29 protein-coding genes and 1 tRNA gene are annotated in these 26,783 nt (G+C 49.3%); 17 read left to right on the forward strand and 13 right to left on the reverse strand.

Translation table 11 applies throughout. The features are described 5' to 3' along the window. The first annotated feature begins 118 nt into the window (after positions 1–118). A complete protein-coding gene (locus ACEVJL_RS10935; protein WP_374737841.1) occupies positions 119–241 on the forward strand; it encodes a hypothetical protein in 123 nt (40 codons plus the stop codon). Between the two features lie 497 nt (positions 242–738). Beyond that, entirely contained in the window at positions 739–1,071 is a 333-nt protein-coding gene (locus ACEVJL_RS10940) for a hypothetical protein (protein WP_374737842.1), read from the forward strand. A gap of 268 nt (positions 1,072–1,339) precedes the next feature. On the opposite strand, the gene ACEVJL_RS10945 is transcribed toward ACEVJL_RS10940, so the two are convergent. Then, positions 1,340–2,614, reverse strand: a complete 1,275-nt coding sequence (locus ACEVJL_RS10945) for an integrase DNA-binding domain-containing protein (RefSeq protein WP_374737844.1) — start codon at positions 2,612–2,614, stop codon at positions 1,340–1,342. Positions 2,615–2,781: 167 nt separating this feature from the next. Between ACEVJL_RS10945 and ACEVJL_RS10950 the strand changes: the two genes are divergently transcribed. Further along, the gene (locus ACEVJL_RS10950; protein WP_374737845.1) at positions 2,782–2,994 is read left to right on the forward strand and encodes a helix-turn-helix domain-containing protein; all 213 of its coding nucleotides are present in this window, start codon (positions 2,782–2,784) and stop codon (positions 2,992–2,994) included. Between the two features lie 224 nt (positions 2,995–3,218). On the opposite strand, the gene ACEVJL_RS10955 is transcribed toward ACEVJL_RS10950, so the two are convergent. From ACEVJL_RS10955 to ACEVJL_RS10985, 7 genes are all read right to left on the reverse strand, one after another. Beyond that, positions 3,219–3,992, reverse strand: coding sequence for a DUF1848 family protein (locus ACEVJL_RS10955; protein ID WP_374737846.1), 774 nt, complete (start codon positions 3,990–3,992; stop codon positions 3,219–3,221). After that, the gene (locus ACEVJL_RS10960; RefSeq protein WP_374737847.1) at positions 3,979–4,263 is read right to left on the reverse strand and encodes a Lar family restriction alleviation protein; all 285 of its coding nucleotides are present in this window, start codon (positions 4,261–4,263) and stop codon (positions 3,979–3,981) included. Before ACEVJL_RS10960 ends, ACEVJL_RS10955 begins: the two co-directional genes overlap by 14 nt. A 304-nt stretch (positions 4,264–4,567) precedes the next feature. Continuing rightward, positions 4,568–5,146, reverse strand: a complete 579-nt coding sequence (locus ACEVJL_RS10965; protein WP_374737848.1) for a hypothetical protein — start codon at positions 5,144–5,146, stop codon at positions 4,568–4,570. Positions 5,147–5,395: 249 nt separating this feature from the next. Beyond that, a complete protein-coding gene (locus tag ACEVJL_RS10970; protein ID WP_008980242.1) occupies positions 5,396–5,548 on the reverse strand; it encodes a FeoB-associated Cys-rich membrane protein in 153 nt (50 codons plus the stop codon). A gap of 16 nt (positions 5,549–5,564) precedes the next feature. After that, positions 5,565–8,048 carry a ferrous iron transport protein B gene (gene feoB / locus ACEVJL_RS10975; RefSeq protein ID WP_374737849.1) on the reverse strand — a complete coding sequence of 828 codons (2,484 nt, stop codon included), beginning with the start codon at positions 8,046–8,048 and terminating at the stop codon, positions 5,565–5,567. Between the two features lie 75 nt (positions 8,049–8,123). After that, positions 8,124–8,348, reverse strand: a complete 225-nt coding sequence (locus ACEVJL_RS10980; protein ID WP_020989522.1) for a FeoA family protein — start codon at positions 8,346–8,348, stop codon at positions 8,124–8,126. A gap of 36 nt (positions 8,349–8,384) precedes the next feature. After that, positions 8,385–8,594 (reverse strand): FeoA family protein, encoded by a 210-nt coding sequence (locus ACEVJL_RS10985; RefSeq protein ID WP_008980245.1) that lies wholly within the window; start codon positions 8,592–8,594, stop codon positions 8,385–8,387. Positions 8,595–8,883: 289 nt separating this feature from the next. On the opposite strand from ACEVJL_RS10985, the gene ACEVJL_RS10990 reads away from it, so the two are divergent. Both ACEVJL_RS10990 and ACEVJL_RS10995 read left to right on the forward strand, forming a co-directional pair. Next, positions 8,884–10,092: an IS110 family RNA-guided transposase gene (locus tag ACEVJL_RS10990; RefSeq protein WP_374737850.1), complete on the forward strand. Its 1,209-nt coding sequence runs from the start codon at positions 8,884–8,886 to the stop codon at positions 10,090–10,092. A gap of 432 nt (positions 10,093–10,524) precedes the next feature. Next, a tRNA-Leu gene (locus tag ACEVJL_RS10995) sits at positions 10,525–10,609 on the forward strand. Between the two features lie 210 nt (positions 10,610–10,819). Here the strand turns inward: ACEVJL_RS10995 and ACEVJL_RS11000 are convergent. The 4 genes from ACEVJL_RS11000 to ACEVJL_RS11015 form a co-directional block, all read right to left on the reverse strand. Beyond that, positions 10,820–10,999: a hypothetical protein gene (locus ACEVJL_RS11000; protein WP_055180738.1), complete on the reverse strand. Its 180-nt coding sequence runs from the start codon at positions 10,997–10,999 to the stop codon at positions 10,820–10,822. Between the two features lie 28 nt (positions 11,000–11,027). Further along, positions 11,028–11,984, reverse strand: a complete 957-nt coding sequence (gene mobV, locus ACEVJL_RS11005; RefSeq protein WP_374737852.1) for a MobV family relaxase — start codon at positions 11,982–11,984, stop codon at positions 11,028–11,030. 9 nt (positions 11,985–11,993) lie between these two features. Continuing rightward, positions 11,994–12,206 carry a phosphoribosylglycinamide formyltransferase gene (locus ACEVJL_RS11010; protein WP_072849870.1) on the reverse strand — a complete coding sequence of 71 codons (213 nt, stop codon included), beginning with the start codon at positions 12,204–12,206 and terminating at the stop codon, positions 11,994–11,996. Between the two features lie 268 nt (positions 12,207–12,474). Next, on the reverse strand, positions 12,475–13,338 hold the full coding sequence (locus ACEVJL_RS11015) for an RNA polymerase sigma factor (protein ID WP_374737854.1): 864 nt from the start codon (positions 13,336–13,338) through the stop codon (positions 12,475–12,477). A 386-nt stretch (positions 13,339–13,724) separates the two neighbouring features. Here ACEVJL_RS11015 and ACEVJL_RS11025 point away from each other — a divergent pair, with 386 nt between their 5' ends. The 8 genes from ACEVJL_RS11025 to ACEVJL_RS11060 all read left to right on the forward strand — a co-directional run bounded on the left by ACEVJL_RS11025 (position 13,725) and on the right by ACEVJL_RS11060 (position 22,168). Next, positions 13,725–14,831, forward strand: a complete 1,107-nt coding sequence (locus tag ACEVJL_RS11025; protein ID WP_374737856.1) for a DNA cytosine methyltransferase — start codon at positions 13,725–13,727, stop codon at positions 14,829–14,831. Then, positions 14,824–15,759: a DUF4928 family protein gene (locus ACEVJL_RS11030; protein WP_374737857.1), complete on the forward strand. Its 936-nt coding sequence runs from the start codon at positions 14,824–14,826 to the stop codon at positions 15,757–15,759. Before ACEVJL_RS11025 ends, ACEVJL_RS11030 begins: the two co-directional genes overlap by 8 nt. 6 nt (positions 15,760–15,765) lie before the next feature. After that, positions 15,766–16,176, forward strand: a complete 411-nt coding sequence (locus ACEVJL_RS11035; RefSeq protein ID WP_374737859.1) for a very short patch repair endonuclease — start codon at positions 15,766–15,768, stop codon at positions 16,174–16,176. Positions 16,177–16,203: 27 nt separating this feature from the next. Further along, positions 16,204–17,271 carry a DNA cytosine methyltransferase gene (locus ACEVJL_RS11040; protein ID WP_374737860.1) on the forward strand — a complete coding sequence of 356 codons (1,068 nt, stop codon included), beginning with the start codon at positions 16,204–16,206 and terminating at the stop codon, positions 17,269–17,271. Beyond that, a complete protein-coding gene (locus ACEVJL_RS11045) occupies positions 17,255–19,147 on the forward strand; it encodes an ATP-binding protein (protein WP_374737862.1) in 1,893 nt (630 codons plus the stop codon). The genes ACEVJL_RS11040 and ACEVJL_RS11045 overlap by 17 nt, the downstream gene beginning before the upstream one ends. A gap of 476 nt (positions 19,148–19,623) precedes the next feature. Next, positions 19,624–19,977, forward strand: coding sequence for a helix-turn-helix domain-containing protein (locus ACEVJL_RS11050; protein WP_374737863.1), 354 nt, complete (start codon positions 19,624–19,626; stop codon positions 19,975–19,977). Then, on the forward strand, positions 19,974–20,687 hold the full coding sequence (locus ACEVJL_RS11055; RefSeq protein WP_374737865.1) for a TIGR02391 family protein: 714 nt from the start codon (positions 19,974–19,976) through the stop codon (positions 20,685–20,687). The genes ACEVJL_RS11050 and ACEVJL_RS11055 overlap by 4 nt, the downstream gene beginning before the upstream one ends. Continuing rightward, on the forward strand, positions 20,684–22,168 hold the full coding sequence (locus tag ACEVJL_RS11060) for a recombinase family protein (protein ID WP_374737866.1): 1,485 nt from the start codon (positions 20,684–20,686) through the stop codon (positions 22,166–22,168). Before ACEVJL_RS11055 ends, ACEVJL_RS11060 begins: the two co-directional genes overlap by 4 nt. A gap of 343 nt (positions 22,169–22,511) precedes the next feature. On the opposite strand, the gene ACEVJL_RS11065 is transcribed toward ACEVJL_RS11060, so the two are convergent. Then, positions 22,512–22,844, reverse strand: a complete 333-nt coding sequence (locus ACEVJL_RS11065; protein ID WP_374737868.1) for an RNA polymerase sigma factor — start codon at positions 22,842–22,844, stop codon at positions 22,512–22,514. 220 nt (positions 22,845–23,064) lie between these two features. On the opposite strand from ACEVJL_RS11065, the gene vanR reads away from it, so the two are divergent. From vanR to ACEVJL_RS11085, 4 genes are all read left to right on the forward strand, one after another. Then, positions 23,065–23,763, forward strand: coding sequence for a VanR-ABDEGLN family response regulator transcription factor (gene vanR, locus ACEVJL_RS11070; protein ID WP_235396346.1), 699 nt, complete (start codon positions 23,065–23,067; stop codon positions 23,761–23,763). Next, positions 23,756–24,862: a sensor histidine kinase gene (locus ACEVJL_RS11075; protein ID WP_374737870.1), complete on the forward strand. Its 1,107-nt coding sequence runs from the start codon at positions 23,756–23,758 to the stop codon at positions 24,860–24,862. Before vanR ends, ACEVJL_RS11075 begins: the two co-directional genes overlap by 8 nt. A gap of 127 nt (positions 24,863–24,989) precedes the next feature. Continuing rightward, positions 24,990–26,027 (forward strand): D-alanine--D-serine ligase VanG, encoded by a 1,038-nt coding sequence (gene vanG / locus ACEVJL_RS11080; protein ID WP_374737872.1) that lies wholly within the window; start codon positions 24,990–24,992, stop codon positions 26,025–26,027. Continuing rightward, the gene (locus ACEVJL_RS11085; protein WP_374737874.1) at positions 26,024–26,752 is read left to right on the forward strand and encodes a M15 family metallopeptidase; all 729 of its coding nucleotides are present in this window, start codon (positions 26,024–26,026) and stop codon (positions 26,750–26,752) included. The genes vanG and ACEVJL_RS11085 overlap by 4 nt, the downstream gene beginning before the upstream one ends. The last annotated feature ends 31 nt before the right edge of the window (positions 26,753–26,783 follow it).

Consider the following 26,783-nt stretch of genomic DNA (forward strand, 5'->3'; position numbering starts at 1 on the left):
ATGTAGCCATTCATTGTGCCAATTTTAAGCCATCTTCGAGCCAATTCTGAGCCACTACAACTTTTTACAACTTTCCCACAACTTTTGCTCAAAACCAAACGGCGCAGGAAGGCATGAAATGGAATCAAAGCTGTATGAAGAATGTCATGAAGGTGGCGGTTTTATGGCACAACAGGCTATGTTGAAACAAGATGAAACGGTCAGAACTCAAATCCCCACGATGAAACCACTCGATAACTAATCTCTGAAAAATGTTCAAGAATAGGCGAAAACAGCGGTAAAATGCCTGTTTATGAATAAAAAATTGCATAAATTGAGAGGCGATTTTCATTTTACCCCAGCTTTACCCCATTTCATTTCAAAACCCCAGAGTTACCCCAGCAAAATTACGCGGGTTGAGAAGTTGAAATATGGAGGGTTGGAAGAGCCTCTTATTTCAAAAGCAATTTTAGATCGGCGAGATCACCCAAGCACAATGCTTGGTAAGAGAGTTGGCCTACGGGCCGGCTCTCTTTTTTTATAAATGCAAAAGGAAGGGAGGTGTCGAAAATGGCTAAGTGCGGTGGAGGCAAAGGTAAGGGCAAAGGCAAGGGCAGAGGCTAAAAAATTATAGGGTGCAGATTTATTTCTGCACCCTATTTTTTTGCCAGCGGAGCCGCTGGGTAACGCAGGAGCGACGACTGGGATTTCCGAGGGTAGTTTTACCCCTAAAATTTAGAACGCTTAGAGAGGCTGTAAATGGCCTTAGAGCGGCTTATTAAATCTGGTACATTTGCAGTGCCCATAAGGATCGCTGTGCCTGAGCCAATAGCTGCTAACTTCCACTGTGCGTCCGCAATTCTGACAGAGGCATTTCCATCTGGTTTCATTGCTTCTGATTCTTGTGTTCTTTACCGGCTCAATCACTTTGAGAAAACCAAAGGTCTGGCCTGTAAGGTCGTGTTTGATTTGGAACTGGGAGCAACCGCAAGATTTAGTTTTGCCGCTGCGGAGGCTGTCAGAAAGCACAGATACGATATTTCCGCACTCGCATTCGCAGATCCACTTCGCTTTGCCCGGTTCTGCTTCTGAGTCTTTCTGTATCACTGTCAACTTTCCGAATGACCTACCCTTCAGATCAATGAGGGTAGGTGATTGCTGGTGCCGAAGACATCCACATGATTTTGTTCCGTTTTTCTTCAACAAATTGGTTGAAGAGATAACGGCGGTATTGCCACACTCACATTGGCATAGCCACATAGGACGACCTGGCTTCCTATCGTCTACCCTTTTTACAACGGTCAACATATCAAATGTTCGCCCAGTGAGGTCGATTAACTTTCCCATTTGAAGCCCTCCATCAAGAGATTTTTATTTTCCCTTCGAGATTGGAGAACGACTCTTGCTTTTTCTCCTTGGTAGCTTCCGCGTAAATGTTCATCGTGGTTTCAATGTCGGCGTGACCCATAATTTCTTGGATGACCTTGATGTTCTTTTCGTTTTCGCAAAAGCGAGTACAGAAGGTATGGCGTAGGTTGTGTGCGGAAAAATGCCGGATCAATACGGGGTCGCGCCCTTCCCGATCGGCCCGTACCGTTTCGTCTTCGACATAGGCGGCACAGATACGATCTATGGCTCGGTTGACACTGTGAGGAGAAAGAGGATCGCCGTATCGGTTCTGGAAGATGAAGCCGGTATATCCATCAACGACAGACTCATTGAACCCGATTATCTTTTGAGTTTCCCATTCCGCTTCCAGAGCAGCCCTAACCTCTGACAACATAGGAACGATACGGATGCCTGCCTCTGTTTTGGGGGTTACAATATGAAACCTTGCTTTTTCTTCGTCCACATATTTTCGATAAACCATATTGTGGTTAATGCTGATAATCCCATCGTCGAAATCGCAATCTTCCCAGCGCAAGCCTACAACTTCACCAATGCGGCATCCTGTACCAAGCAAAACTGTGAAAACGGGGAGCCAATGATTATAAACCTTATGCTCCCTCACATACTCAATAAAAGCAGACTGCTCTGCGATACTCAATGAGTGGCGCTTGGGTTTCTCCCAGTTGTTGCTCTTTTTGATTTCTGCCATCGCACCGGTGGCTGGATTGATACGGATATAGTTGTCTCGGACGGCCAAGGTAAATACAGGGTGGATGATGGTGTGAATGATCTCCATTGAGTTTGGCTTGAAACCCTTTTCTTTGATGAGCTTATTATAAAAAGCCTTGACATCTGAGTATTTGATACTGGCGATTTTCTTCTTGCCAATATCATTTCGCACGTACTTGTTGTACATATAAAGATAGTTGCTGCGGGTGGTATCTTTCAGTTCGGGTTTGTTTGCCATATACAGCTCAAACAAATCATTGAGGGTAGCTTTGTTTTCGACTGCAGCTTTGATCCCGTCTTCCAGATCACGGTTGATTTTGCGTTCTTTTTCTCTCAGGCTAAGGTCATCTTTACAGCCCGGAGGAACGCGGTCGGTGGGAACGAGCCGCTTACTATACACGTCATGACGGATACCGTCAGCATCAGTGTAACGGTATCGGTACGACCCATCTTTTCTCTGGGACTCGCCGTCTTTAAGGATACGGCCTTTGTTATCCGTTCGTTTTAATCCAGCCATACTATCTCCTCCTTGCTTTTGTATGGGTGGTAATTCTCCAGTTACATAATATCTTGAGCGATTACCTGTGTCAAGAAGAAAATCATCATTTACTTACTCTTGAAATTTTCTATTGATTTTCGTAGTTGTTCGGTTTACAATGAAATTAAAAGTTGGGAGGTGCTATTATGCCAATGGCTGAGAAAATTCGGATTGCACTGATCAAGCGTAATATGAGCCTGAAAGAGTTATCCTCTCGGCTCGGATGTACCTCTCAAAATCTCAGCGGCAAGTTGAAGCGAGACAATTTCAGCGAGAGAGAATTGATAGAAATTGCCGACGCTATGGATTGTCATTTTGAAGGCCGGTTCATTAGTAATGACAACGGCGAAGAAGTCTAAAGCTATAAGAGCGTAGGGTTTTCACCTACGCTCTTTTTTTTGTTCCTAATGACTGTGGTATCGTTTTGAGTAGCCACATTTTTTACATCGGTATGTTTTGCAACTGAACGATTTTATGTCTCCCTCTACGAATACGTCAAAAATCAATTCCCATTCGTGTTTGCAAAAACAAGATCTGATATAATTTATCAGCCAACGCATAAGTAATTGACCTCCTATTAGTCCTACTTTGTCTTCCAATAACAGTAGAGACAACTATGTGGGCACTGTTGCTTATGCTCCAGCAACTCAACCTTACCCGAATAACACATACAGTTCTTACGCTGATATCCTATTCTGTCGGGCGGGTTTCCATAGTAAAGTTTGAGCAGTTCAAGATCGTACCCAGAAATACAGCCGCAGGCAATCGCCTCTGTTAATCCAGGTTCAGCACAAGATTCGATGCGCAAATCTTTGAGCGGTTTCCCGAGGCTAATGAGGTAGTTTTTGGCGTCCAAGATTATCCCATCTACTGCTCTAAGCTGGCTTTCGTTTGGCGAGAACTTTGGCCCATAGGGAAGAGGAAGTCCTGCAGATTTGAAGCGCTCTCGAACATGGGGGTACATATCAATTACACTGATCCGGTAGCGATTGAAACCCATATCAATGAATGTTTTGATGACGTTAAGCGCTTTTTCGCAGCCTTTTTCGGTTGGGACGATAGGATCTACGCGGATTACAATTCTCTCTTTGGGGAATCCTTTTTCGATCAGGTACATGACCGCTCCGTACTGTTCGTATGGATATGGAACAAGAGGTTCTAAGATGGTACCGCCATAGCCAGTAATCGTCGCGTGGACAATCACCTTGTCTTTGAACTTCATAGCTGCATCGACAAAATTAGGAGAAATGCACTTGGTAATGAGCACTGCGCCATCGACAGATCCCATTTTGTCAACCCATGACAGATCAACGCCGGCATCGCCAGCCTCTGTAATTCCAATTTTATATGCCGGCATCGTTAGTCACTTCCTTTTCGATACGCTGGTTCCAGGCTTCGATAGCAGCATTATTCAAAACCTGAGCAGGCCGATCATACCACCCTGCGTACATAGAGACCGTCGGGCCTCTCGTGTGGCATTTGTTACAACGAACCGTAACGACGACCAGCTTATCGCATCGTCCTGTTTCGGGGTTCCACTTCGTATTGCTGCTTGTTTTCTGATCGACTTTCAGCTTTGTGCTGCCGCAAAATGGGCAAGGTAGTGGCTTCAAGTTTAATTCGGGCATCGGTATCCTCCTCTTCGGACTCGTATCTTGGGCAGGGCGGCATAATCACTGTTCTTTGGTTTTTCAACCAATCGCACGGAACTAAGAAGCCCTTTTTATGCCTACAGGTAATGCAGTTCGCGTTATTGCTCATGATCAGGACTTCCTTCTCCAATACGTCCGTTGCCAGTCTCTGCGGAACAAGTGGTGCCAGTCGTTACACTCTTGGCAGTGCCCATTACTGCCAAGGCATTCTTGGCAATGTCTGATGTGAGTTTGAACAAAGCAAACTAATCTCCACCGTACAAACTGCTTAAAGTTCATCTCACACCTCATTCGGCTTATGTCGATAAAGCGTAAGGCCGCGTGATTTGATATCGTACTCAAAGTTTACGGCGACATCGCCATCATGCCATGTTCCAACCAAAAATAGCTCGTTTGCCCATCTTCCGACTTTCTCCATCTTCACAATGCCGTAGCATTCTAACTCTTTACACCACACAGGTTCGCCGCGCATCTGTCGCAGCTCATCAAGCGCCAGAGGATCATTGTGTATAGACTCTTGTTTATGTCTGATCTTATCGCTTTGGCACAATGGGCAAGATTTACAACGGTCTATTGGCTCATCGTTGTTGTCTCCATAGATTTGATAAGCACATCCATCTCCATCCGGCACATAGCAGGGAGGTGTAATTTTTGCGCCACACCGTTGACCAACTGGAATGATTTTCCCGCTGTCTGTTTGACGGTATATGATGCCGCTACACTTTGCGCATTCGCTCTCTTGCTTCTGTTGGGTACAAAGGGCTGAGATCGCCATATCATATGCGGACAGGACTTTCTCAACAGGAAGCACTAAGTCACAGGATGCACATTCAGGTCGTTCGCAGGTTTCTCGTTGCACACAAGCTACTTCATTTTGAAGTACCTTATCATCGCTTCTATACCAATATGAAGTGGGGACACGCACAAAATTATGATGTTACTCTGAACAGCGGGACGCTTGGAATTGATAAGTGCGTGGATATTATTAAAGATCTCTATTGAGGTGATGTACAGGGAAGAGAACCGTAAGGTTTCTTTTCATGTCCAATCATCCTTTTCAGAAGAAAAAAGAAGCCGCCCTTCCCAAAGCGGGAAGGGCGGCAAATATTTAGGCGGTGTGATGGTCGTGGCAGTGGCAGCCGCTTCCGCAGTTGCCGGGGCAGCCTGCGCAGTGCTTGCCTGCCTTGTGGTCTTTCCACATGGCGCGCCCGGCCAGGCCTGCGCCCAAAATTACGATTGCTAATACAATAAAAGTTCCCATATTAAACTCCTTGATCTTATGCGCGGCTGACCGAGCGGCGGGCGGAGAGCTGCTCCTGCTCACTGGGACGGTAGCCTTTGCGCACCAGCAGATAGATAATAGCGGCCAGAGCCAGGATGGCGGCGATGGTGCCAGCGCCAAATGCCACTTCACCAAGGGCCAGACCCACCAGCTGATAAACAATCAGAGAGACCACATACGCAAAGCCACACATGTAGCCGATAGCAGCCAGAGTCCACTTGGGGTTGTTCATCTCCCGCTTGATGGCGCCCATAGCGGCAAAGCAGGGGGCGCATAGCAGATTGAAGATCATGAAGGCGTAGGCGGCGATAGGCGTGAAGTGTTCAGCCATCTCTAACGACAGATTGCCCGGGAACGTAACACCGAAGGTGGACACCACTTCCTCCTTGGCAATGAGGCCGGTGACAGTGGCCACAGTAGCCTGCCAGGTGCCGAAGCCCAGGGGAGCGAAGATGAAGGCAACTGTCTTGCCGATGGAGGCCAGCAGGGAATCGTTGTTGTCGGCTACCATGCCAAAGCCGTCAGCGGTGAAGCCAAATCCCTGAAGGAACCAGAGAATGATGGAGCTGAGCAGGATGACGGTGCCGGCCCGCTTAATGAAGGACCAGCCGCGCTCCCAGGTGGCGCGAAGGACATTGCCACGGGTGGGGACATGATAAGCGGGCAGCTCCATGACAAAGGGGGCGGGCTCGCCGGCGAAGGCTTTGAACTTCTTCAGCATGACGCCGGAGATAATGACTGCTGCCACACCGATAAAGTAGGCGGAGGTAGCGACCCAAGAGGAGCCGCCGAACAGGGCTCCGGCAAACAGAGCCACAATAGGCATTTTAGCGCCGCAGGGGATAAAGCCAGTGGTCATAATGGTCATCTTACGGTCCCGGTCTTGTTCAATGGTCCGAGAGGCCATGATACCGGGGACGCCGCAGCCGGTGGCCACCAGCATGGGAATAAAACTCTTGCCGGACAGGCCGAAGCGGCGGAAGATCCGGTCCATGATAAAGGCGATACGAGCCATGTAGCCGCAATCCTCCAGCAGAGCCAGCAGGAAGAAAAGCACCAGCATCTGAGGCACAAAGCCCAGAACAGCGCCCACACCGCCCACAATGCCGTCCAGCACCAGGCCTGAGACGACCTCGTTGCAGCCGATGCTATTGAGGAGGTTCTCCACCAAGACAGGGATGCCAGGCACCCAGGTGCCATATTCGTTGGGATCGGGCTCCTCAACCGTAAGGGCCTCTTCAAAGTGGGAGAGGTCCACGGTCTCGGTTGTGGTGACGCCGGTCTCATCGTCATAGAAGTAGACGTCAGTGGTGAGATCAGCGGTCTGAGCGGCAAAGGCCTGGATCATAGCATCGTCCAAGGTGCCATCTTCCCGGGCGGCAGTAAACTCACTGGTGTCCACGCCGGCCTTTTCCGCCGCGGCCAGGAAGCCCTCAATCACAGTATTGGCCTCCTCGTGAGCACCAGAGGCCTCTTCCCAGGCCTCTGTGTCTGCGGTGAAGGGGACAAACCAGCCGTCTCCAAACAGGCCGTCGTTGGCCCAGTCAGTGGCTTTGGTACCAATAGAAACCGTCCAGCTTCCCATGGAGATGGCGTAAACCAGAGCCATGATCACCACAAAGATGGGCAGGGCCAGGATACGGTTGGTGACGATCTGGTCAATACGGTCGGAGGGAGTCAGGCCGGTGCGGGCCTTTTTCACTACGCTGCCAATGATGGAGGTGATGTACTGATAGCGCTCATTGGTGATGATGGATTCACCGTCATCATCCAATTCTTCTTCGCAGGCAGCGATAGTTTCCTGAATCTCAGCGGGCAGCTTCATGCGTCCCTCAAGGGAAGCCAAGACCTTTTCATCTTTCTCAAACAGTTTGATAGCGTACCAGCGTAGCTGGCTGGCATCCACATGGCCGGAGATATTATTTTCAATTACTTCCAGCGCCTGCTCCACCCGCTTCTGGAACGAATGAACCGGACGGAAGGGCTCCTTTAGAGAGGCCACCTCAATCGCCTTGTTATACAGCTCCTTCAGTCCGGAGCCCCGTAGCGCAGAGACCTCAATGACCGGGCAGCCCAGCTTTTCCGACAGCTTGATGCTGTTGATTTGGTCGCCGCGCTTTTTGATAACATCCATCATGTTCAGCGCAACCACCACAGGGATCCCCAACTCCAGGACCTGAGTGGTGAGGTAGAGGTTGCGCTCAATGTTGGTAGCGTCCACCAGATTGATGATCACATCAGGATGTTCATTGAGCAGGTAGTTTCGGCTGACCACCTCTTCCAAGGTGTAAGGGGAGAGGGAGTAGATGCCGGGCAGATCAGTGACAGTGACATCGGGATGTCCTTTCAGTTTGCCTTCCTTCTTTTCTACTGTAACGCCAGGCCAGTTGCCCACATATTGGTTGGCTCCGGTCATGGCGTTGAACATGGTGGTTTTGCCGCAGTTTGGGTTGCCCACCAGTGCCATGCGAATGGACATGATTGCTTCCTCCTTTTAATTAGCTTATGCTAATCCATAGACAAAAATAAAAGCGGTCAAACAGAACCGGTGGAATTACTCCACCAGGATCATATCTGCATCCGCCTTGCGCAGAGAAAGCTCGTAGCCTCGGACGGTCACTTCGACCGGATCGCCCAGAGGAGCCACCTTGCGCACAAAAATGCTGGTACCTTTGGTGATTCCCATGTCCATGATCCGGCGCTTGACGGGGCCTTCTCCCTGCAGCTTTTGTACGGTGACGGTTTCACCGCACTTGACCTGCTTGAGTGTCTTACTCATCGCTATGTTCTCCTTTCCAACCACATCCAAAGCACGTCATACCATAATGCGGTTTGCCATACTCTGGCTGATAGCCACCCGGCTATCTTTTACATTGACAATCAGGTTTCCATTGAGCTGAGCGATTACTGTAACGGGCTGCCCAACGGTAAAACCCAGATTCTCCAGAAATCGACGGGTCTCATCCTTGCCGCGAATGGCCTTAATATTTGCCACGCAGCCAGTTTGCGAGAGGGAGAGGGGCATAATAGGAATCACTCCTATTACAATAAATTTGGACAGGGAAGCCGGGCAGCCAGTCCGGTTTCCCCTCCATCTCGTGCCTAAGCTACAATAAGAGGAGCAACTGGCTGACCATTCACTCCTTGGGCTTCTATGTCCGTTAGAAAGACTGTCAGCCATCCTCTTGTTGCAGCGTTCGATTTGAGCAGGTTGAGCCACCGGATGCCGGAGAGTTCGTGTCACCCAATAGATTGAATCGGCAGCGAGAAAAGATGGATTCCGGTTGCAGATTCGTTGTATTGGAGGAATGTGGATGAACTGCGTTGGCATCAATATTTCCAAAGGAAAAAGCATGATCGCCGTCATGCGGCCCTTCGGAGAGGTGGTAGTCTCACCCTTTGAGGTACTTCACACCGACAGCGAACTGAGTAAGCTGGCAAGGCTGCTCAAAAGCCTGGACGGTGAGACCCGTGTGGTGATGGAGTCCACGGGCAATTACCACGCGCCGGTGGCCTGGCTACTCCACGACGCGGGGCTTTATGTCTCCGTAGTCAATGCAATGCTGGTGCATGACTACGGGAACAACAGTTTAAGACGGGCCAAGACTGACAAGAAGGATGCCGTGAAGCTGGCCAACTACGGCCTTGACCACTGGATCACGCTGCCGAGATATGTCCCGGAGGAAGATACCCGGCTCATGCTGAAGTCTTGCTACCGGCAGTACCAGCAGTATTCCAAAGTGCGGACCATGCTGAAGAACAACCTGATTTCCCTCCTGGACACCGCTTTCCCGGACGCAAACCGCCTGTTTACCAGTCCGCCCCGCGCCGACGGCAGCGAGAAATGGGTGGACTTTGTAGCTGCTTTTTGGCATTGCGAGTGCGTCTGTGGCTTGTCTGAGAAGGCCTTTACCGCCAAGTACCAAAAGTGGTGCAAAAAGCACGGCTACAATTTCAGCGAAGATAAGGCGCTGGACATTTACGCTTCCGCCTGTGGACACTTCGGTGTCATGCCCAAAACGGATACCACAAAACTTTTGGTAGAACAGGCCATTTCCCAACTCCGGGCAACTTCCGCCGCGTTAGCTGCTCTTAAGCAGGAGATGCAGTCTCTGGCGGCTTCTCTGCCGGAGTATCCTGTGGTGATGGAGATGTTTGGTGTTGGCCCCGCGCTCGGCCCCCAACTCATGGCTGAAATTGGCGATGTGCGCCGTTTTCATTCCAAGAAAGCGCTGGTGGCCTTTGCAGGTATTGACGCCCCACCTTACCAATCCGGCCAAATGGATGTTCGTAGCCGCAGCATTTCCAAGCGGGGATCTGCCTCGCTGCGCAGAACGCTTTTTCTGGTGATGGGCGTTCTCCTGCAATGCGCTCCAATGGATGAGCCGGTCTACCAGTTCATGAACAAGAAACGCTCTGAGGGCAAGCCCTACCGTGTCTACATGATGGCCTCCGCCAACAAGTTCCTGCGCATCTACTATGCTTCTGTGAAAGCCTACTTGGATTCTCTGGAACACGACTGATTTCCCAGCGTTATACCATCTGGCTGGCCGCCGTTTTAATTTTGAAATGCTCAGCGGCTTGATTTTGTGTTGCTTTTTTGCTTCTCTAAAAATCTGAAATTTCTACTTGACTTTTATTAGCAGGTCTTTCTCAGTATAGATATTTTAGAGTTTGCAATGTCTAACCAATTAACAGGGTAAGTTTACCACCGCTAACCATGGTTGTCAATAGCTAACTGAATTTTAAGTATCTGTTTTCATTGACTTTTTTTCTGCAGTTGGGTATGATTATATGTACTGAGTATAGGGTTCAGCAGCTGTAGAATATCATCCAAAGGAAAAGTTGATATGCGGGTATGGCGGAATTGGCAGATGCGCAGGATTTCGGTGCTGTCACCTCAGTGGAGAATTACCGTTCCATTTCTGGTGCCCGCGATCTTTAAAACTGAATATGCGCCTGTGATGGAATTGGTAGACATGCGAGATTTAGGTTCTCGTGCAGCGATGCGTGTGGGTTCGAGTCCCTTCAGGCGCACCAAACCAATATAATCCGAACTTGTTTCCGATAGGAGATGGGTTCGGATTATTTGTTTTCTTTGACCGTTACGAAACCGCCTATTTTCGCAACGGGGTGAAGCGTAAACCGACCTCCAAGCCAAGAGGACCACGGAAAAAGAAGAAATCCATATAAACGCAAAAAAGGCGGGGTGCCACCATTTTCGGATGACACCCCGCTTTTGCTATGCCCTTATTCTGGTTTTGCCTCTTGCTTCTCCATTTCTCTCTGCTTCTTCCATTCAGAAAACTCCCGCTGCCCTTCCTCACTCTCATAGAAGGCCAGAATGTCCGGCAGGATGCAGCGAGCTATTGCTTCGATCTGGTGCTGGGGAATATCGGTGTTGTTGATCAGCTTTTTTCTTCTACCCAAATGTACCTCCGTGTTTCTCAAAGATGGTTTACAGATCGTGATCTTTGGGTCGCTGCTGGCGCTGCTGCTCTCTTAGTATCCGACGCACCTCAGGGGGAATACTCTCCACAAACCGCCGCAGCCGCTCGTTTTCCTTTTTCAGTGTCAATACCTCCATCTTCTTCTGGATGCTCTTTTCGCTGTTGACCTTTTCCTTCAGGCCCTCGTTCTCCTGCGTCAGATAGTCGATGGTGGCCTGGTACTTCTTCATCTGCCCCAGATACTTTTCCAGCCGGGAGAAGTACGGCCCCACAATCTCCAAAATCTCGTCCCGCTTCTTCCCGGCGTTCAGCACCCCGATTTCAGATACCGCCTTTTCTATGGCCTGCTGCTGGCGGGTCAGGTCTACGGACTGCTTGAACAGCCATGTGGGAATGTGCTTCCGTTTGGTGACAAGGGCGCTCTCGCCCCGCTTGAGGACGGGGAACGCCTTTTTCATGTAGACGTGAAACTCGTCCTGCCATTGGGAGAGCTGCGCCCGGTTGCCCAAAATCTCCTTGGCGGACAGCCGCCCGTCCTCCGTGATGGGGGTGAAGCACAGATGGAGGTGGGGCGTTTTCTCGTCCATGTGTACCACGGCGGAGAAGATATTGCCCCGGCCCACCTTCTTCTCCATGAAGGCCACGGCCTCCGTGAAATAGGCTTGTACCTCCTTCTTACTCCGGCCCGTGAAGAACTCCGGGCTAGCGGTTATCAGCGTGTCCACAAACATGGTGCTGTCCTTCCTGGTGCGGCACCCCGCCGCCTTGATGCGAGTGTCAATTTCCTTTCGGTACTTCTGCGTAGGCTGAATAATGTGAAAATTGTCCTTGCTTTTACTGATGTCAATATCGGGATTGCTGGCGTACTTCTCCTTTGTGCGCTCGTGGTGGGCTTCCAATGCCCCTGCCGGCCCCGCCTTGTGCTTGACGAAGCGTAAGATTGCGTGTTGTGCTTTTTGTGCCATTGTACCTCCTTACCGCTTGCGCTTGACCCAGACAATGTCATAGTCCAGCACATCCGCAAGCTCCACGGCTTCTTGGTATCGCAGGGAACCCCGACGCAACTTGCCGGATAGATTGGGGACGCTGCGGCTCCAATCGTAATCGTCGTACAACCTATCCACCACCTCTGTCATGGTCATGCCAGAACGGACAATATAGGACTTGATTTCTTCTCGAATGCCCATTGTTCTCTCTCCTTTCCATGTCTGCCCCACAAAGAGCAATATTCGGTTTCGCTGTTTTGTGTGAGATTTGCCGGAAATGAAAAAAAGCCCGCCAAACCGTGAAATCCGTTCGCTTCACGGTGGCGCGCTCTCCAGAAAATAACCGACACAAAAACAGTCAATCGTTCATTCAACGGCGATCCTTCAAAAATTCGGGGAAATTTTCACCTCTTTTTATCCGGCTTGAGCGCAAAAAAAGCCACGCTCAACCTTCTGGTCTGCGTGGCTTTCATACGCTGCATCTGTACTTTTGAAGTTTCTTTTTTACCGCCTCCACTCGTTTGATAACTCCGCTGTGGTTTTTATACCCCAGTTTGTCCGCAATTTCCTCGTAAGTAAATCCATCCTGTCTCAGTTCAACAATCTGCCGATCTTTCAGGGGCAAGGTCTCTAAAAACCGTTCCACAAAGTCCTTAGCAATCACATATTCCTCTACATTTTGGCTTGGGTCTGGAATATGGAAAATAGGACTGTCGTCATCACTGTTTTCCAGCATTCCTTCCAGTGAAACGGTCTGTACCTTCTTGGAGCGGGTGTGATACCACCTGCGGAGGAAGTCTTTGCGAGCGTTGGTATCCCATTTTTCAAAATCTTCATCGCAGGGCATTTCTCGCACGATATCCAAAATTGGTTGCCATCCCTGCTCCGTAATCGCACGCTTCACCACATGGGCAAATAATTCTCTTACCTGATCGGCGTCTAGAAACGGAATTTGTGTTCCAGGCTTCATGCGAAATAAAAGCTGCAACCCCCAACCACATTCCTGCTCTATCAAGCTGGCCCAAAGTGGTAGCGCATAGGAGAGCCGCCAAACTGGACAGTAGCCAGTGTAGTGTTCTTTCCACCCGCCAAAGCCAAAGTGCGGAAAAGCCAAAGCAGCGGTGGCATCCATGATATCCTTCAAGAAAGCGTCACTGTCGAGCAAGTCCATCATCGGTTCGGATGCCGCTATCTCAGAAAGACACCGTGGCAGTATATTCAGCGCAGGATACCTGACGATCTGGTCTGCCGGGATAAGATAGACAAGAGGTAGATAGCGGATGTTGCTGTCAAACGGAAAAATCACTTGGGTTTGCGCTTTTGGTTTACTCATAGAGTCGACTTTCTCCTCCCGTTTTAATCATCTATTATTTTACGACATAAGTATATACTTATTGTTCCTGCTTTTCAAAATTATTTTGTCGGTTTTATAAGAAAGTGAACTACTTGCGTTAAAAAAGTCTTGTCTTATTTCGCTTAAACGAATATAATATACTTGGTTTGTTGTACGCATCCATAGTGATTATGAGGTGTCGCAAGTGAATGGATATATAACGGTTCAAGAAGCCGCCGAAAAATGGGGCGTAACCCCGCGGCAAGTCCAGATATTATGTAAAGAAAACCGCATCGCAGGCGCGACGCGTATGAGCCGTATCTGGATTATCCCGGAAAATGCGGAGAAGCCGACAAACGATAAACGAGGACAAGGTAGGGAAAGAAATGATCCTTCAAAGCACCATGTATCAAAAACAGAATATTGACCTATCCTCCGCTCCCTGGACGATGCATGAATTTTTTGCAGGTAGCGGTCTCGTTGCGTATGGACTAAGAGGAATGTTCACGCCGGTTTGGGCAAACGATATCAGTGAGCAGAAAGCGGCTGTTTACGAAGCTAATTTCGGGTGTGAACGGTTTATTCTGGATGACATCAAGAACGTCAAAGGCGCTGATCTGCCTTTCGCGCATCTTTCATGGGCTAGCTTCCCTTGCCAGGATTTATCTCTGGCTGGTTCTATCGGTGGAATTCATGCGTCCCGCAGCGGTTTGGTTTGGGAATGGCTGCGCGTATTGGACGAGATGGACGATAAACCAAAGATTCTCTTGTTGGAGAACGTGGCGGGCTTACTCTCGACAAACGGCGGCGATAATTACCGGGTTCTTCATATGGCGCTTGTAGAGCGAGGGTATCGCTGCGGAGCTGTTTTGCTGAATGCTTCCCATTTTGTTCCACAGTCCAGGCCAAGAGTATTTATTATCGCTGTGCAGAAGGACTGCTCTATCCCGGAGGAATTGATAGGCGACGGGCCATGTTGGCTGCATAACAACGTTGCAACGCAGTTGGGCCGTGAACTACCGGAATGGATTTGGTGGTATACGGAAAAGCTTTTGCGCCGAACCACATCTCTCAAAGATATTGTCGAGGATGACGCAGTCTTTGATAAAGATGACGTTTTGAAGTTGGTTCCCGAACGGCATTGGGCAAAATTGCGGACACACGACACTGCATACGTCACAGGTTATCGCAGGACGCGAAACGGAAAGCAGCAGCTGGAGCTGCGCTTTGATGGAATTGCCGGTTGCTTACGGACGCCGGAAGGCGGGAGCAGCAAACAGTATCTGGTTGTCAAGAAGGACGGCCAGGTTCACGCCCGCCTCTTGACCGTACGCGAAGCGGCCAGACTGATGGGAGCGCCGGATAATTTTGAACTTCCCGGAAGCTATAACGACGGATATAAAGCGATGGGCGACGCAGTAGCCGCGCCGGTCGCGCAGTTTATAGGAGAACGTTTCCTAACCAAAATTGCGGAGGCGGTATACGATGATTAGTCCCGAAGAACGCCTAAAGGCGTTTCAATCTGAAAATCATATCACCACGAAGGGGCCTCTCTCTTTGGTCGTGCAGTTTACTCGCATGGTGAGAGATAAGGCTTTCCCGTTGAACCCTGACGACTTCCAGACAAGTAGCAAAGGGCAGGTCGCTGGGCTTGGCGGGGCCAACTTGAAAAAGATTTTGAAGGAACACGGCATCACCCAGCAACTGTCTTCTGAAGGTGGGAGAACCAGCAGAGGCAGCATGGGCCTGATGATTAAATATGTGGACTTTCTGAACGCATGGAACGCAGAGGAAGCGGTAGATTTCTCCGTAGTCGAGGACTTTTGGGCCGAGCAGGTGCGCGAATACTTTAGAAATCAGCCGTTCGTTCTGACCGCAGATACATCAAAAACAATCGGCGCAAATCTGGACGACCTGTTTGAACAGGCAAAAAAGCGTCAAAAGCAGAATCCCGGCACGCAGTATCTTGGCACGGTGTTGCAGCATCTTGTGGCGGCAAAACTCTGCTTAATTCTGCCGGAAGGTTCTTTTGAAATCCACGGAGCCTCTGTGGCGGACGGCCCCACAGACCGAAACGGCGATTTTGTCATAGGCAATACAGTCATTCACTGTACGACTATGCCCGGAGCGTTACTGATTGAAAAATGTAAAGCAAATCTCCGCGCTGGTTGCCACCCCGTTATTATCACGATTTTTGAGCGCGTACATACCGCGCTTAATCTTGCAGAGGATGCCGGACTGGCCGGACGCGTCGAAGTGTGGGATATTCAGCAGTTCTTGTCTGCGAACGTCTACGAACACAGCCTTTTTGACGAGGCCAAAAGGAACTCCACGCTCTCCAGTATCATCGACCGGTACAACAAAATTGTGCTGGAGGCGGAAACCGATCCTAGCCTCCGTATAGAGTTTGAAGCCAGGTGATTTGTCGTGGCGGATGTTTTTGATGCGGAAAAACGATCTGACATTATGCGTCAGGTCAAGTCTAAAAAGAACAAGTCCACCGAGCTGCGGTTAATTGAAATATTCAAACAGAACGGAATTACGGGCTGGCGTAGAAACCACCCAGTAAAAGGGCATCCAGATTTCGTATTCCCAAAGAAAAAGATCGCCGTGTTTGTGGACGGCTGCTTTTGGCATGGACACGACTGCCGAAACACTCGCCCTGCCGATCATCAAGAATACTGGCAGAAGAAGCGCGAACGGAACATGGAACACGACAGAGAAGTAACGGCCATGTTCGAGGCGCGCGGCTGGACGGTGTTGCGGATTTGGGAGTGCGAGTTGAAGAAGAAAAATGAGAGCGCATTGGTCGAGCAATTAGATAAGATAATGCGTTAACTCTGATGGATATTGGGGGAAACGTAGATGACAATCAAAGCAGTTGATTTGTTTTGCGGCGTGGGTGGCCTAACATGCGGGTTGCAGAAAGCAGGTATCCCTGTCGTGGCGGGAATAGACATTGATGGTTCATGCGAATATGCCTATACACACAACAACCATTCTCAGTTTATAAAAAAGAGCATTGATGAGGTTACTGGAAAAGAAGTACGAGCGCTGCTTCGTGGGGCAGATGTAAAAGTGTTAGTTGGGTGCGCCCCCTGTCAACCTTTTTCAAGTCATCAAAAGGATAAAAAGCACCGCTCTAATCATAAAGATTGGAAATTACTATATCAGTTTTCCAGATTGGTAAAAGAGGTTAAACCGCATATTGTTTCGATGGAAAATGTTCCAGAACTTCAAAAAGAAAAGGTGTTTTTAGATTTTGTTAACACTCTCAAAGAGGAGAACTATGTGGTCAATTATGATGTGGTTAATGTGGCGGATTACGGTGTGCCTCAACGGCGTAAACGTCTGATTTTGTTGGCGTCAAAGAGAAAAGAAATAAAGATTCCAACACCGACGCATGAGCGATATATAACAGTGAGAGAGGCAATTGGAAACCTGCCAGAAGTTAAAGCAGGAGAAGCAGATAAGGATGATGCACTGCATATCGCGCCAGCATTGTCAAGCATCAATTTGCAGCGAATAAGGAACTCTCGTCCAGGTGGAACTTGGCGCGATTGGCCCGATGCATTAAAGTTAAAGTGCCACAAATCAGAAAAGGGTAAAACATATGCATCGGTATATGGTCGTATGAGGTGGGATGATCTATCCCCAACGATAACAACGCAATTTATTGGATATGGGACTGGACGTTTTGGACACCCTGATCAAGATCGAGCACTTACTCTTCGAGAAGGAGCAATCTTGCAGTCATTTCCTCCGGACTATCAGTTCGTTCCACCTGAAGAGCCGATTCAAATCAGGAAAATTGCCCGCCACATAGGCAATGCCGTACCCCCAAGACTTGGAGAAATCATCGGACAAAGTATAATTAGCAGCCTGCCAAAAATGAGAAAGAAGGCGGTGAATAAAAATGAACAAGGAGTATAAACTCAATATTGACCCGCGTATTCTGGAATTGCTTGGGCCAAGTCTGTACACTAACATTTACTACGTTTTGGCCGAACTGATTGCAAATGCATATGACGCTGATGCACATAATGTGTATATCATCGCTAATAAGGATGATATTACGGTTGAAGATGATGGAAAAGGGATGTCTTATGCCAAAGGGGATGTTCAGAAATACCTTAACGTGGCTGCCGTATCACGAAACAGCAAAGAGGATTCTTATACGCCGCTTAATAGGAAGAAAATGGGGCGGAAAGGAGTTGGCAAGCTGGCGGCACTTTCCGTATCCGAGAATGTACTTGTTAAGACGATAAATGATGGAGAAAAGTCTGGTTTTATACTCTCACGCCATATAGGTGAGAATAATTTGCTTATTCCACTTACAGATGAACAAATAACCTTTGAAAAAATATCTGGTAACGGGACTTCAATTGTGATGCAAAGTCCTCAGTATAAATTACATAGCACCCTAAAGGCCATAAAGAGAAACCTTCTGAAAATATTCCCGTTAGTTAATAAAGACTTCAAAATTCATTTATGTCGCGGCACAGAGACGGTAATTATAGAAGATTTCGATAAGGAAATGATTTCAGAACTATCTACGTTAATAACTTTAGGAGATGAGTTCAAACACTTAGAGTCTTATTTCAAAACACCTTTCCCGGGAAGAATTGCAGACCTTTTAGATAATAGGCCCTTAGCGACTGTCCCTATCAGAATGAAAGACAAAGAAAACGTCGAACATGACTACAACGTGGAAATTAAGGGCTGGATAGGTACATATACATCAACGCGCGGACGAAAAGCGGAGTTGACGGATTTCCCGGACAACTTTATTTCATTATACGCTAATCAGAAAATGGGAGAATTCAATATTCTCCCGGTTGTCGGTCAAAACAAATTGCCGGAAGTATATGTGGTCGGCCAGCTTCATGTAGATATTTTTGAACTTACTGAGCTACCAGATATGGCACTCAGTAATAGACAAGGGTATAAATCTGACGACCCACGGTATCAAGCAGTTTTGGATTATGTTCGAAACACGCTACTTCCAGATGTTTTGAAAAAGCGGGATGTTTTTGTCAACCTTGGAAAAAAGAAAAAAGAAGAAAAGAAATTAGAACAGCAACGAGAGAGTGAAGCATCTTTTCGCCGGTCCGTTGATTCTTTTCGAAAGAACACCGCTAAAAAAGCAGCGCAAAAAATATCAACTCGATTTGGGATTTCTACTGACAAGGCAAATGAAGTAGAATCAATACTTTCCGAAGAGATTAACTCTAACAGCCCGGATATGGGTATCAAGAGTATAATTGACACTCAGAAGAAGAAAATTTTAATAAGCCAGACATATCCCGATAAGGACTTGGCTGACGTTGTATATAATATGCTTGTATTTAATAATGTGCCGCCAGAGGATATTATATATACAAACTGCGATGATGAAGTGTCGCGCATCCCGGAAGGCGACGTTGGAAAATCTGGAATTTATGATTATCTTCGTGACTTCTTCGTCGATAGTTATTCAACACAAAAGATATATGTGATTTTTGTTACAAGCAACAATACAAAGAAATCATGGGGTGCACTAATTGAGGTGGGGGCAGCGTGGATAACCCAAATTGAGCATAAGATTTTTAACATATATGATTTCCGACCAGAGCATCCTTTGGACGATGAGCAACAGTGGCACACAAGTTCGAGGAATGAAGAAGGTGAGTTGTGTATGTCCAAATTAAGTGTGGATATTTTTGCTCAAAAAATCGAGTATATCTGCGATAAGTTGGGTTATAGAAAAAGGACTCGTCAAGAAAATAAAGATCGACTCGAAACGTTGGTAAAAGTGCTGCCGCGATAATTCATGTCTGTTGTGCCCTGTGCAAAAGTACGACGCATATACCTACCGCCGCTCTCTGAAAACGAACAGGATTTTTTCCCGTCCGCTCACAAACTCCTGCCCGTTTTCCTGCCAGTGTAAACTGGGTGCAAACCGCATCGCACCCCGTTTCCCCTGTCAGCCGCGCCAGCAGGTATAACACACTACACCTTGCAAGCAAGGTCGTGTGCCAAAGGGGAGCATAGGCCCCCTTTGGAAACCCCCGATTTTGTCGGTGTGTGGCCACAGATTGCATTTCTGCATCTATGTCCGCACCCCATCCAAAACCCAAAGAAACGACGCAGATCAGCCCATGAATGGTGGGCTGGTCTGCGCCGTTTCTTTATTCGGCCTGCGGGCCGAGATGGGAGAAAACGCATAGAGAAAATTTTATTTCTGAGTTGAAAATTCACGTTATTCGGGTTATAATAAAGTTAACCCGGATAGGAGGTTGAAAGATGAAAGAAGTGGGTAATCGTTTGAAGGCTCTGCGGGAAAGTGTTGGTTTTTCGCAGGTAAAAATGGCCGAGGCTATCGGCTCCACACAGTCCAGTATCAACCGCTATGAGAATGGCCAGTCCACCCCACCTGTAGAACTGTTCCGTCGCTATGCGGATTACTTTGATGTATCTTTGGATTATATCTTTGCCCGAACGGACAAGCCTCAAGGGGTAACATACGCATTTAAGCCCAAAGCCGCTCCAGAGCGTGAGGAAATGCGCCGCTTTATTGAGATGTGTTTTGATCCGCAATCTCCCATGAATGAGAAATTGAAAGAAACCCTGTTCCGCATGATGGAGGATGGAGAATGAAGGTTATATATGAAAGAGAAATTTCTGCAATAAAAGACTGGCTACAGCGTACCAACGCCCAACTTTCAACAGGAGCCTTACCAGCGTTCCTACAAACCGATTGTTGGAAAATACAAAATGAGTTGCAGACGATTTCGACAAATATTCAGTACGAATACCCATTTTATGGCCATGAATTATTAGAGATAAAGAACATACTTTTTTCTGTTCCCCAGCCTCCTTATGGCATGATGCTGTTGAATTCAGCCGCGTTTGGAGAGCTTTTCATAATTATCAAACACATTTCTTCGGAACCGATAGATACTCGGTTTTGGCAGGACATTCACCCTCGAATCATTGCTGTTTCAAAAGGGCTGTTTTGTGATGGTCATTTTGCCGCCGCCTGTGAAGCCGCCATTAAAGAAGTTGAAACTCGAATGCGAGAATTGTTTAAGGAAGGGAAACCCAACTCTCCTATTCCTAAAGATGCAGCGGGTTTAATTGGTGCATTACTTTCAGACAATGGCTTCTATCAGTTTTGCGATACATCAGAAATAAGCGGAGCTAATTTTCGTAAAGGTGTTAAGTCTATCTTTGAGGGTGCTTTTATGGCTTACCGGAACCCCTCTATGCACGCAAATCTAACTTGCTCACAAAGAGAAGCTTTTGAACGGATCGTGCAGGCAAGTCAAATGATGGGTATTTTAACAAGCGGCGAGGTGAGAATATGAAAGCCGTTATCTATGCCCGCTATTCCTCCGACAACCAGCGGGAGGAAAGCATTGAGGGCCAGATTAGAGAGTGTACCGCCTTTGCCGAGAAGAACGGCATTACCATCCTGCGCCACTACATTGACCGGGCCTTTTCCGCCAAGACCGACAACCGCCCGGAATTTCAGAACATGATCAAGGACAGCGGCAAGCGCCTATTCGATATGATTATCGTCTGGAAGCTGGACAGGTTTGCCCGCAACCGCTACGACAGCGCCCGCTACAAGGCCGCTCTGAAAAAGAACGGGGTCAAGGTGGTGTCCGCCACCGAGGTCATTTCCGACGGGGCCGAGGGCATCATTCTGGAAAGCGTGCTGGAGGGTTATGCCGAATACTACTCCGCCGATCTGTCCGAAAAGGTAGTGCGGGGCATGACGGAGAACGCCTTAAAATCCAAGTACAACGGTGGAACCCGTCCTATCGGCTATCTGATTGATAGCGACCAGTGCTTCCAGCTTGACCCGCTTACCGCTCCCTTTGTCCGGGAGGCATTCCAGCGTTATGACGAGGGAGCCACCATGACAGCCATCCGTGACTGGCTCAACGAGCAGGGTGTGAAGAACACACGTGGCCAGAAGATGACCTACAATAGCGTACAGCATCTTTTGAACAACCGCCGCTATATCGGAGAATACACCTACCGGGACATTGTGGTGCCGGACGGTATTCCCACCATCGTCCCCAAAGACCTTTTTGACCGGGTGCAGGAGAAACTGGCAAAGAACAAAAAGGCCCCGGCCCGTCACAAGGCCGAGGACGATTATCTACTGACAACCAAGTTATTCTGCGGCTACTGTGGGGCCTATCTCTGTGGCGAGAGTGGCACCAGCCACACAGGGAATGTCCATCACTACTATAAGTGCGTGTCCGTCAAGAAGAAGCGCACCGAGTGCCACAAGAAGTCTGTCCGCAAAGAATGGATTGAAGATTTGGTAGTCAGCGAAACCATGAAAATGGTGATGGACGATGAGGCGATAGAGGCCATTGTGTCTATGCTGATGGACTTGCAGGACAGGGAGAATGTCAATCTTCCCCTCTATGAACAGCAGTTGCGGGAGGCGGACACGGCCATTCAAAATCTGTTGAATGCCATCCAGCAGGGAATCTTAACCAAGTCTACGAAAAGCCGTCTGGAAGAACTTGAGGCCACAAAAGAGGAATTGGAAACCAAGATTGCCTGCGAGAAGCTGGCAAAGCCCAAGGTCAGCGCCGAGTTTATGACCTTCTGGCTCCAACGCTTCCGCAAACTGGATGTACGGCAAAAGTCCCACCGTAAGATGCTGATTGACACTTTTATCAACGCTATTTTCCTGTACGATGACAAAATGGTGATAACCTTCAACTACAAGGAAGGGACAACGACCATCACTTTTGATGACCTCAAAACCGCATTGGCCGATCAGAAAACAGGTTCGGATTTGGATTGCTCAACTGCACCATGACGAGTGTTCTTATAGCATTTGAAGCGCTGTAAGAACGCTTGTCTTTTTTTGTTATTTTTATTCAGCAACTTTGGCTAGGATGTAGTTAACGAATGCGCCTTTTCAGACCGGATTTTAGAGAGAACTTGGTTTACAGTACGTCTGAGAAATGTTTTGGCTGGTCAATCAACGTGGATATCCATTTCAGTCTAATCGTACCGAGACGGATGTCTGCATTCGTAGTAAGTCAATTTTAAGCTCTATTTTATGGTCCTATTTTCCCCAATAATATAAAGAAAAATTATTTCGCGCTGTATGGTAGGAAGTTTCTCCAAAGCTTTTTGGATAGAAACGGCATCAAGAACTATGTCGTCAAGCTATGGAGAGAAATTGCTTTGCTCGTTTGATATGGTATCAACCGATAGAGTTCGGTTGTGAAATCTAAAGTCGCCCATACACTTATTGTGTGCGATCGTAAAAATATTGCTATTGAATTTTTCCAAGGATGATAGCTTCCTATGTTTTGTATCACAGCAACAAACACATCTTGGGTGATATCATAAGCATCTTGTTCATACCCAATCATTTTAAAAGTATATCCGTAGATACGGGAATACCAACGCCGTATCAAAATATCCAGCGCACTTCTGTTACCAGATTTGATGCCGCGTATTAAATCAAAGTCGCTGTATTCCATCGACTCACCACCTTGTACATAAGTATAACGAAATGGTGCTAAGAAAAGGATGAACACTTTTCAGAGAAATCCAAAATAGAAGGTGACCGTAGGACAAGGGTAAATTACCTACAACACGCCTTTGCAAAGTTGATTCTGTCATGGCGTTTGTGGTATAGTGAGGCAATAGGACGGCCTGCGGGTCGAACTGTCAGACCAATGGATGGGCGGGATCATGAAGATGAGCGCAGAGATCATGATTGTGGACGATGAGGCAGCCATTGCCGACTTGGTAGATGTCTATTTGAAAAATGAAGGATACACAGTCCACAAATTTTATACTGCCACACAGGCGCTGGAATGTGTGGAGCAGAAGCGGCTGGATCTGGCCATTCTGGATGTGATGCTTCCGGATATGGACGGATTTACGCTCTGCCAGAAGATCCGGGAGAGGCATCTCTTTCCCATCCTGATGCTCACCGCGAAGGTGGAAGATATGGACAAAATCACCGGCCTCACCCTGGGGGCAGACGACTATATTACAAAGCCCTTCAATCCTTTGGAGTTGGTAGCGCGGGTAAAGACCCAGCTGCGGCGCTACACCCGCTACAACCCAAGCAGCGGCTGTGGAGAGGAGATCCCCCAGGAGTACGACATTCGGGGACTACAGATTTCCAAAGCCAATCATAAGTGCTTTCTTTTTGAGGAAGAGCTTTCCCTTACACCTTTGGAATTTTCTATCCTTTGGTACCTGTGTAGCCGGCAGGGCCAGGTGGTGTCAAGCGAGGAGCTTTTTGAGGCAGCTTGGGGCGAAAAGTTTATGGACAGCAACAATACTGTTATGAGCCACATCGCCCGCTTGCGGGAAAAGATGCACGAGAACAGCCGCAAGCCGAAATTTATCAAGACGGTTTGGGGGGTGGGATATACCATTGAGTAAACAGCGGATTCAAAAAGAGCGGGAAGAGCGGGGAAAACGGGCTGGCCTGCGTACCTGGGCGCTTTACCTGCTGGCTCTGGCTGCCTGGGTGACGGCGGTGATCGCCCTGGCTTTGCTGGGCTTCTTGGTGTGCTCCCGATTTACCTGGTATGAGAACAATCCCCTCTATCAATTTCTTGACTGGGTGCGGGATTATATCGTGTTCGTCTGCATCGTGGTGGTATTGGCGGGTTGGGTGGTCATCAGCTATTATTTTATTGCACGCTCTGCCCGGGATTTGGAGTGGCTGCTCTCCGGGGCGGAGGAACTGGCCCATCCTACAGATGCTCCGATCCGTCTGCCGCAAGGACTAAAAAATGCCGAGGACCAGCTGAATCTGGCCCGGGAACAGGCTCTGCGGGCCGCTCAGGCGGCCATAGATGCCGAGCAGCGGAAAAGCGACCTGGTGGTCTACCTAGCCCACGACCTAAAAACACCCCTTACCAGCGTTATCGGGTACCTCACCCTTCTGCGGGACGAGCCAGAGCTCTCCCCGGCCATGCGGGCGCGCTATACCGGTGTGGCCTTGGAGAAGGCTGAGCGGTTGGAGGACCTCATCAATGAATTCTTTGATATTACCCGCTTCAGCCTTACCCATTTGGAACTGGAGAAGGGAGACACCGATCTGAAGCGGATGCTGGAGCAGATGTGCAGCGAGTTTGGACCGGTCCTGGCCCAGAGGGGGATGACCTGCCAGTTGGACCTGCCCGGGGAGCTGCGGGCGGTCTGTGATTCGGACAAAATAGCCCGGGTTTTCGATAATCTGCTCAATAACGCCTGCCACTATGCCTACTCCGATTCAGTTCTTCGAGTGGCAGCCCGGGCAGAAGAGACAAAAATCGTGATGACCTTCTGCAACGCCGGCCCTACTATTCCCCCGGAAAAGCTTGCCCGGATGTTTGAGCAGTTTTTCCGTCTGGATACCTCCCGGGGCACCCGCACCGGAAACGCCGGACTGGGTTTGGCTATCGCCAAAGAGATCGTGGAGGCTCACGGTGGCACCGTTACCGCTCGGAGTGAGGGAGAAGAGGTGCTCTTCACGGTTACTTTGCCTCGGTAAGAAAATTGTAAGAATTTCTACAAGAAATTGCAGTAATTTTAAAAGAGAGTGTTCATACACGCGGCGCCTTGTTTTGTTACCATTTTGGTAGCGAAACAAGGCGCTTTTTGATAGGAGGTTTTTGTGTATGAACCGTATTTTGATTTTCTTTGGCGGTTGCTCCACCGAATACGGTGTGTCTCTCCAGTCAGCCCATGCGGTACTGACCCACCTGGATCGGAGTAGATTTGAGCCCCTGCTGGTGGGCATCACTCAGAGCGGCGGCTGGCTCTATTACACTGGCGCACCCGACAACATCCCCGCTGATCGCTGGCAGGGAACTGAATGTGTCCCTTGTACCCTGGTCCTCAGCCGGGGAGTGTCCCACCTGCTCCTGTTGGACGGTAGTGGCACCCAACTGTCTTTTGACGCAGCTTTTCCGGTGCTCCACGGCAAGAACGGGGAGGACGGCACCCTCCAGGGGCTGCTGGAGTTGGCAGGGATCCCGGTTATCGGCTGCGGCGCGCTGTCCTCTGCCTTGTGTATGGACAAGGACCGGGCTCACAAGCTGGCCGCCCTGGCCGGAGTGAAGGTGCCCCGAAGTGTAGTCTTCCGCCGAAGCGCGGGGATGGATGAAATCAAAGCGGCAGCAGCGAAACTGGGCTATCCCCTTTTCGTGAAGCCCGTCCGGGCTGGGTCCTCTTTTGGTATCACCCGGGTCACCGGCCCAGAGGGGCTGCCCGGGGCGGCCGCCGCCGCTTTTGCCAACGACCGGGAACTGCTGCTGGAGGAGGCTATCCCAGGTTTCGAGGTAGGCTGTGCCGTACTGGGTACCGATGAGCTCACTGTGGGCGCGGTGGATGAGATCGAACTCTCCCAGGGCTTCTTCGACTTTGAAGAAAAGTACACCCTGAAAACCTCCGCTATCCACTGCCCCGCTCGCATTCACCCCCTAAAGGCGGCGGAGATCCAGGCGGCGGCCAAGGCCATCTACCGTGCACTGGACTGCAAGGACTTTGCACGGGTGGACCTGTTTCTTACACCGGCAGGGGAGATCGTATTCAATGAGGTGAATACGATTCCCGGCTTCACCGCCCACAGCCGCTATCCCAACATGATGAAAGCGGCGGGGCTGGATTTCACCACCCTCATCACCCGCATCATCGAGGCGGAGGTGGGCGTATGAGAACTCTTATACGGACCACCGGCGCTCTGTTGCTGGTAAACGCTGCCCACTCCATGGCAACCTCCGCCTCGCCGGACTTGGTCTGCGTGGATCCCCGTTGGCCAGGGGTCCAGCTGGAGCGGCGGGCAGCGGGACTCCTCAACGCCTGCATCCGGGCGGTAGGAGGCGAACATGTCATCGTTCCAGTATCCGGCTGGCGCAGCCAAGAGGAGCAGCAGGCCATCTGGGATGATACTTTGGTCAAGGAAGGAGAGGCGTTTACTCGGCAGTATGTGGCCCTCCCCGGGTGCAGCGAACATCAGACCGGTCTGGCCATTGATCTGGGCTTGGCATCGGAGGAGATCGACTTTATCCGCCCCAATTTCCCCTATAGCGGTGTGTGCGGTGCCTTCCGGAAGCAGGCGGCGGATTATGGCTTCATTCTGCGTTATCCCGCCGGGAAAGAGGCGGTCACCGGTATTGCCTGCAAGCCATGGCATTTCCGCTATGTGGGCGTGCCCCATGCGAGGTTCATGGCTGAACAGGGGATCGTTCTGGAGGAATACATGGAGATACTGCGCCGAGACTTTTCCCAGCGGCCTCTGACTGTCTGCGCAGCCTCCCACATGTTCCATATCTGGTATTGTAACGAGGCAGTCCGTGAGGATCTGCTCTCAGAACCCGGAAGCTACTGTCAGGTGTCGGAGGACAACTGCGGCGGCTTTGTGGTTACCACCTGGAGGTGAGAGGTCGTGTCTTTGCGGGAATTTTTTACTG

The organism is Flintibacter porci, assembly GCF_041925195.1.
In the GTDB taxonomy this organism is placed as follows: domain Bacteria; phylum Bacillota; class Clostridia; order Oscillospirales; family Oscillospiraceae; genus Lawsonibacter; species Lawsonibacter porci.

Bases quoted from the DNA above. Each gene is read 5' to 3' on its own strand.
- ACEVJL_RS10935 (WP_374737841.1), top strand. From the start codon at position 119: ATGGAATCAAAGCTGTATGAAGAATGTCATGAAGGTGGCGGTTTTATG.
- ACEVJL_RS10940 (WP_374737842.1), top strand. From the start codon at position 739: ATGGCCTTAGAGCGGCTTATTAAATCTGGTACATTTGCAGTGCCCATA.
- ACEVJL_RS10945 (WP_374737844.1), bottom strand. From the start codon at position 2,614: ATGGCTGGATTAAAACGAACGGATAACAAAGGCCGTATCCTTAAAGAC.
- ACEVJL_RS10950 (WP_374737845.1), top strand. From the start codon at position 2,782: ATGCCAATGGCTGAGAAAATTCGGATTGCACTGATCAAGCGTAATATG.
- ACEVJL_RS10955 (WP_374737846.1), bottom strand. From the start codon at position 3,992: ATGCCGGCATATAAAATTGGAATTACAGAGGCTGGCGATGCCGGCGTT.
- ACEVJL_RS10960 (WP_374737847.1), bottom strand. From the start codon at position 4,263: ATGCCCGAATTAAACTTGAAGCCACTACCTTGCCCATTTTGCGGCAGC.
- ACEVJL_RS10970 (WP_008980242.1), bottom strand. From the start codon at position 5,548: ATGGGAACTTTTATTGTATTAGCAATCGTAATTTTGGGCGCAGGCCTG.
- feoB (WP_374737849.1), bottom strand. From the start codon at position 8,048: ATGTCCATTCGCATGGCACTGGTGGGCAACCCAAACTGCGGCAAAACC.
- ACEVJL_RS10980 (WP_020989522.1), bottom strand. From the start codon at position 8,348: ATGAGTAAGACACTCAAGCAGGTCAAGTGCGGTGAAACCGTCACCGTA.
- ACEVJL_RS10985 (WP_008980245.1), bottom strand. From the start codon at position 8,594: ATGCCCCTCTCCCTCTCGCAAACTGGCTGCGTGGCAAATATTAAGGCC.
- ACEVJL_RS10990 (WP_374737850.1), top strand. From the start codon at position 8,884: ATGAACTGCGTTGGCATCAATATTTCCAAAGGAAAAAGCATGATCGCC.
- mobV (WP_374737852.1), bottom strand. From the start codon at position 11,984: ATGGCACAAAAAGCACAACACGCAATCTTACGCTTCGTCAAGCACAAG.
- ACEVJL_RS11010 (WP_072849870.1), bottom strand. From the start codon at position 12,206: ATGGGCATTCGAGAAGAAATCAAGTCCTATATTGTCCGTTCTGGCATG.
- ACEVJL_RS11015 (WP_374737854.1), bottom strand. From the start codon at position 13,338: ATGAGTAAACCAAAAGCGCAAACCCAAGTGATTTTTCCGTTTGACAGC.
- ACEVJL_RS11025 (WP_374737856.1), top strand. From the start codon at position 13,725: ATGATCCTTCAAAGCACCATGTATCAAAAACAGAATATTGACCTATCC.
- ACEVJL_RS11030 (WP_374737857.1), top strand. From the start codon at position 14,824: ATGATTAGTCCCGAAGAACGCCTAAAGGCGTTTCAATCTGAAAATCAT.
- ACEVJL_RS11040 (WP_374737860.1), top strand. From the start codon at position 16,204: ATGACAATCAAAGCAGTTGATTTGTTTTGCGGCGTGGGTGGCCTAACA.
- ACEVJL_RS11045 (WP_374737862.1), top strand. From the start codon at position 17,255: ATGAACAAGGAGTATAAACTCAATATTGACCCGCGTATTCTGGAATTG.
- ACEVJL_RS11050 (WP_374737863.1), top strand. From the start codon at position 19,624: ATGAAAGAAGTGGGTAATCGTTTGAAGGCTCTGCGGGAAAGTGTTGGT.
- ACEVJL_RS11055 (WP_374737865.1), top strand. From the start codon at position 19,974: ATGAAGGTTATATATGAAAGAGAAATTTCTGCAATAAAAGACTGGCTA.
- ACEVJL_RS11060 (WP_374737866.1), top strand. From the start codon at position 20,684: ATGAAAGCCGTTATCTATGCCCGCTATTCCTCCGACAACCAGCGGGAG.
- ACEVJL_RS11065 (WP_374737868.1), bottom strand. From the start codon at position 22,844: ATGGAATACAGCGACTTTGATTTAATACGCGGCATCAAATCTGGTAAC.
- vanR (WP_235396346.1), top strand. From the start codon at position 23,065: ATGAGCGCAGAGATCATGATTGTGGACGATGAGGCAGCCATTGCCGAC.
- vanG (WP_374737872.1), top strand. From the start codon at position 24,990: ATGAACCGTATTTTGATTTTCTTTGGCGGTTGCTCCACCGAATACGGT.
- ACEVJL_RS11085 (WP_374737874.1), top strand. From the start codon at position 26,024: ATGAGAACTCTTATACGGACCACCGGCGCTCTGTTGCTGGTAAACGCT.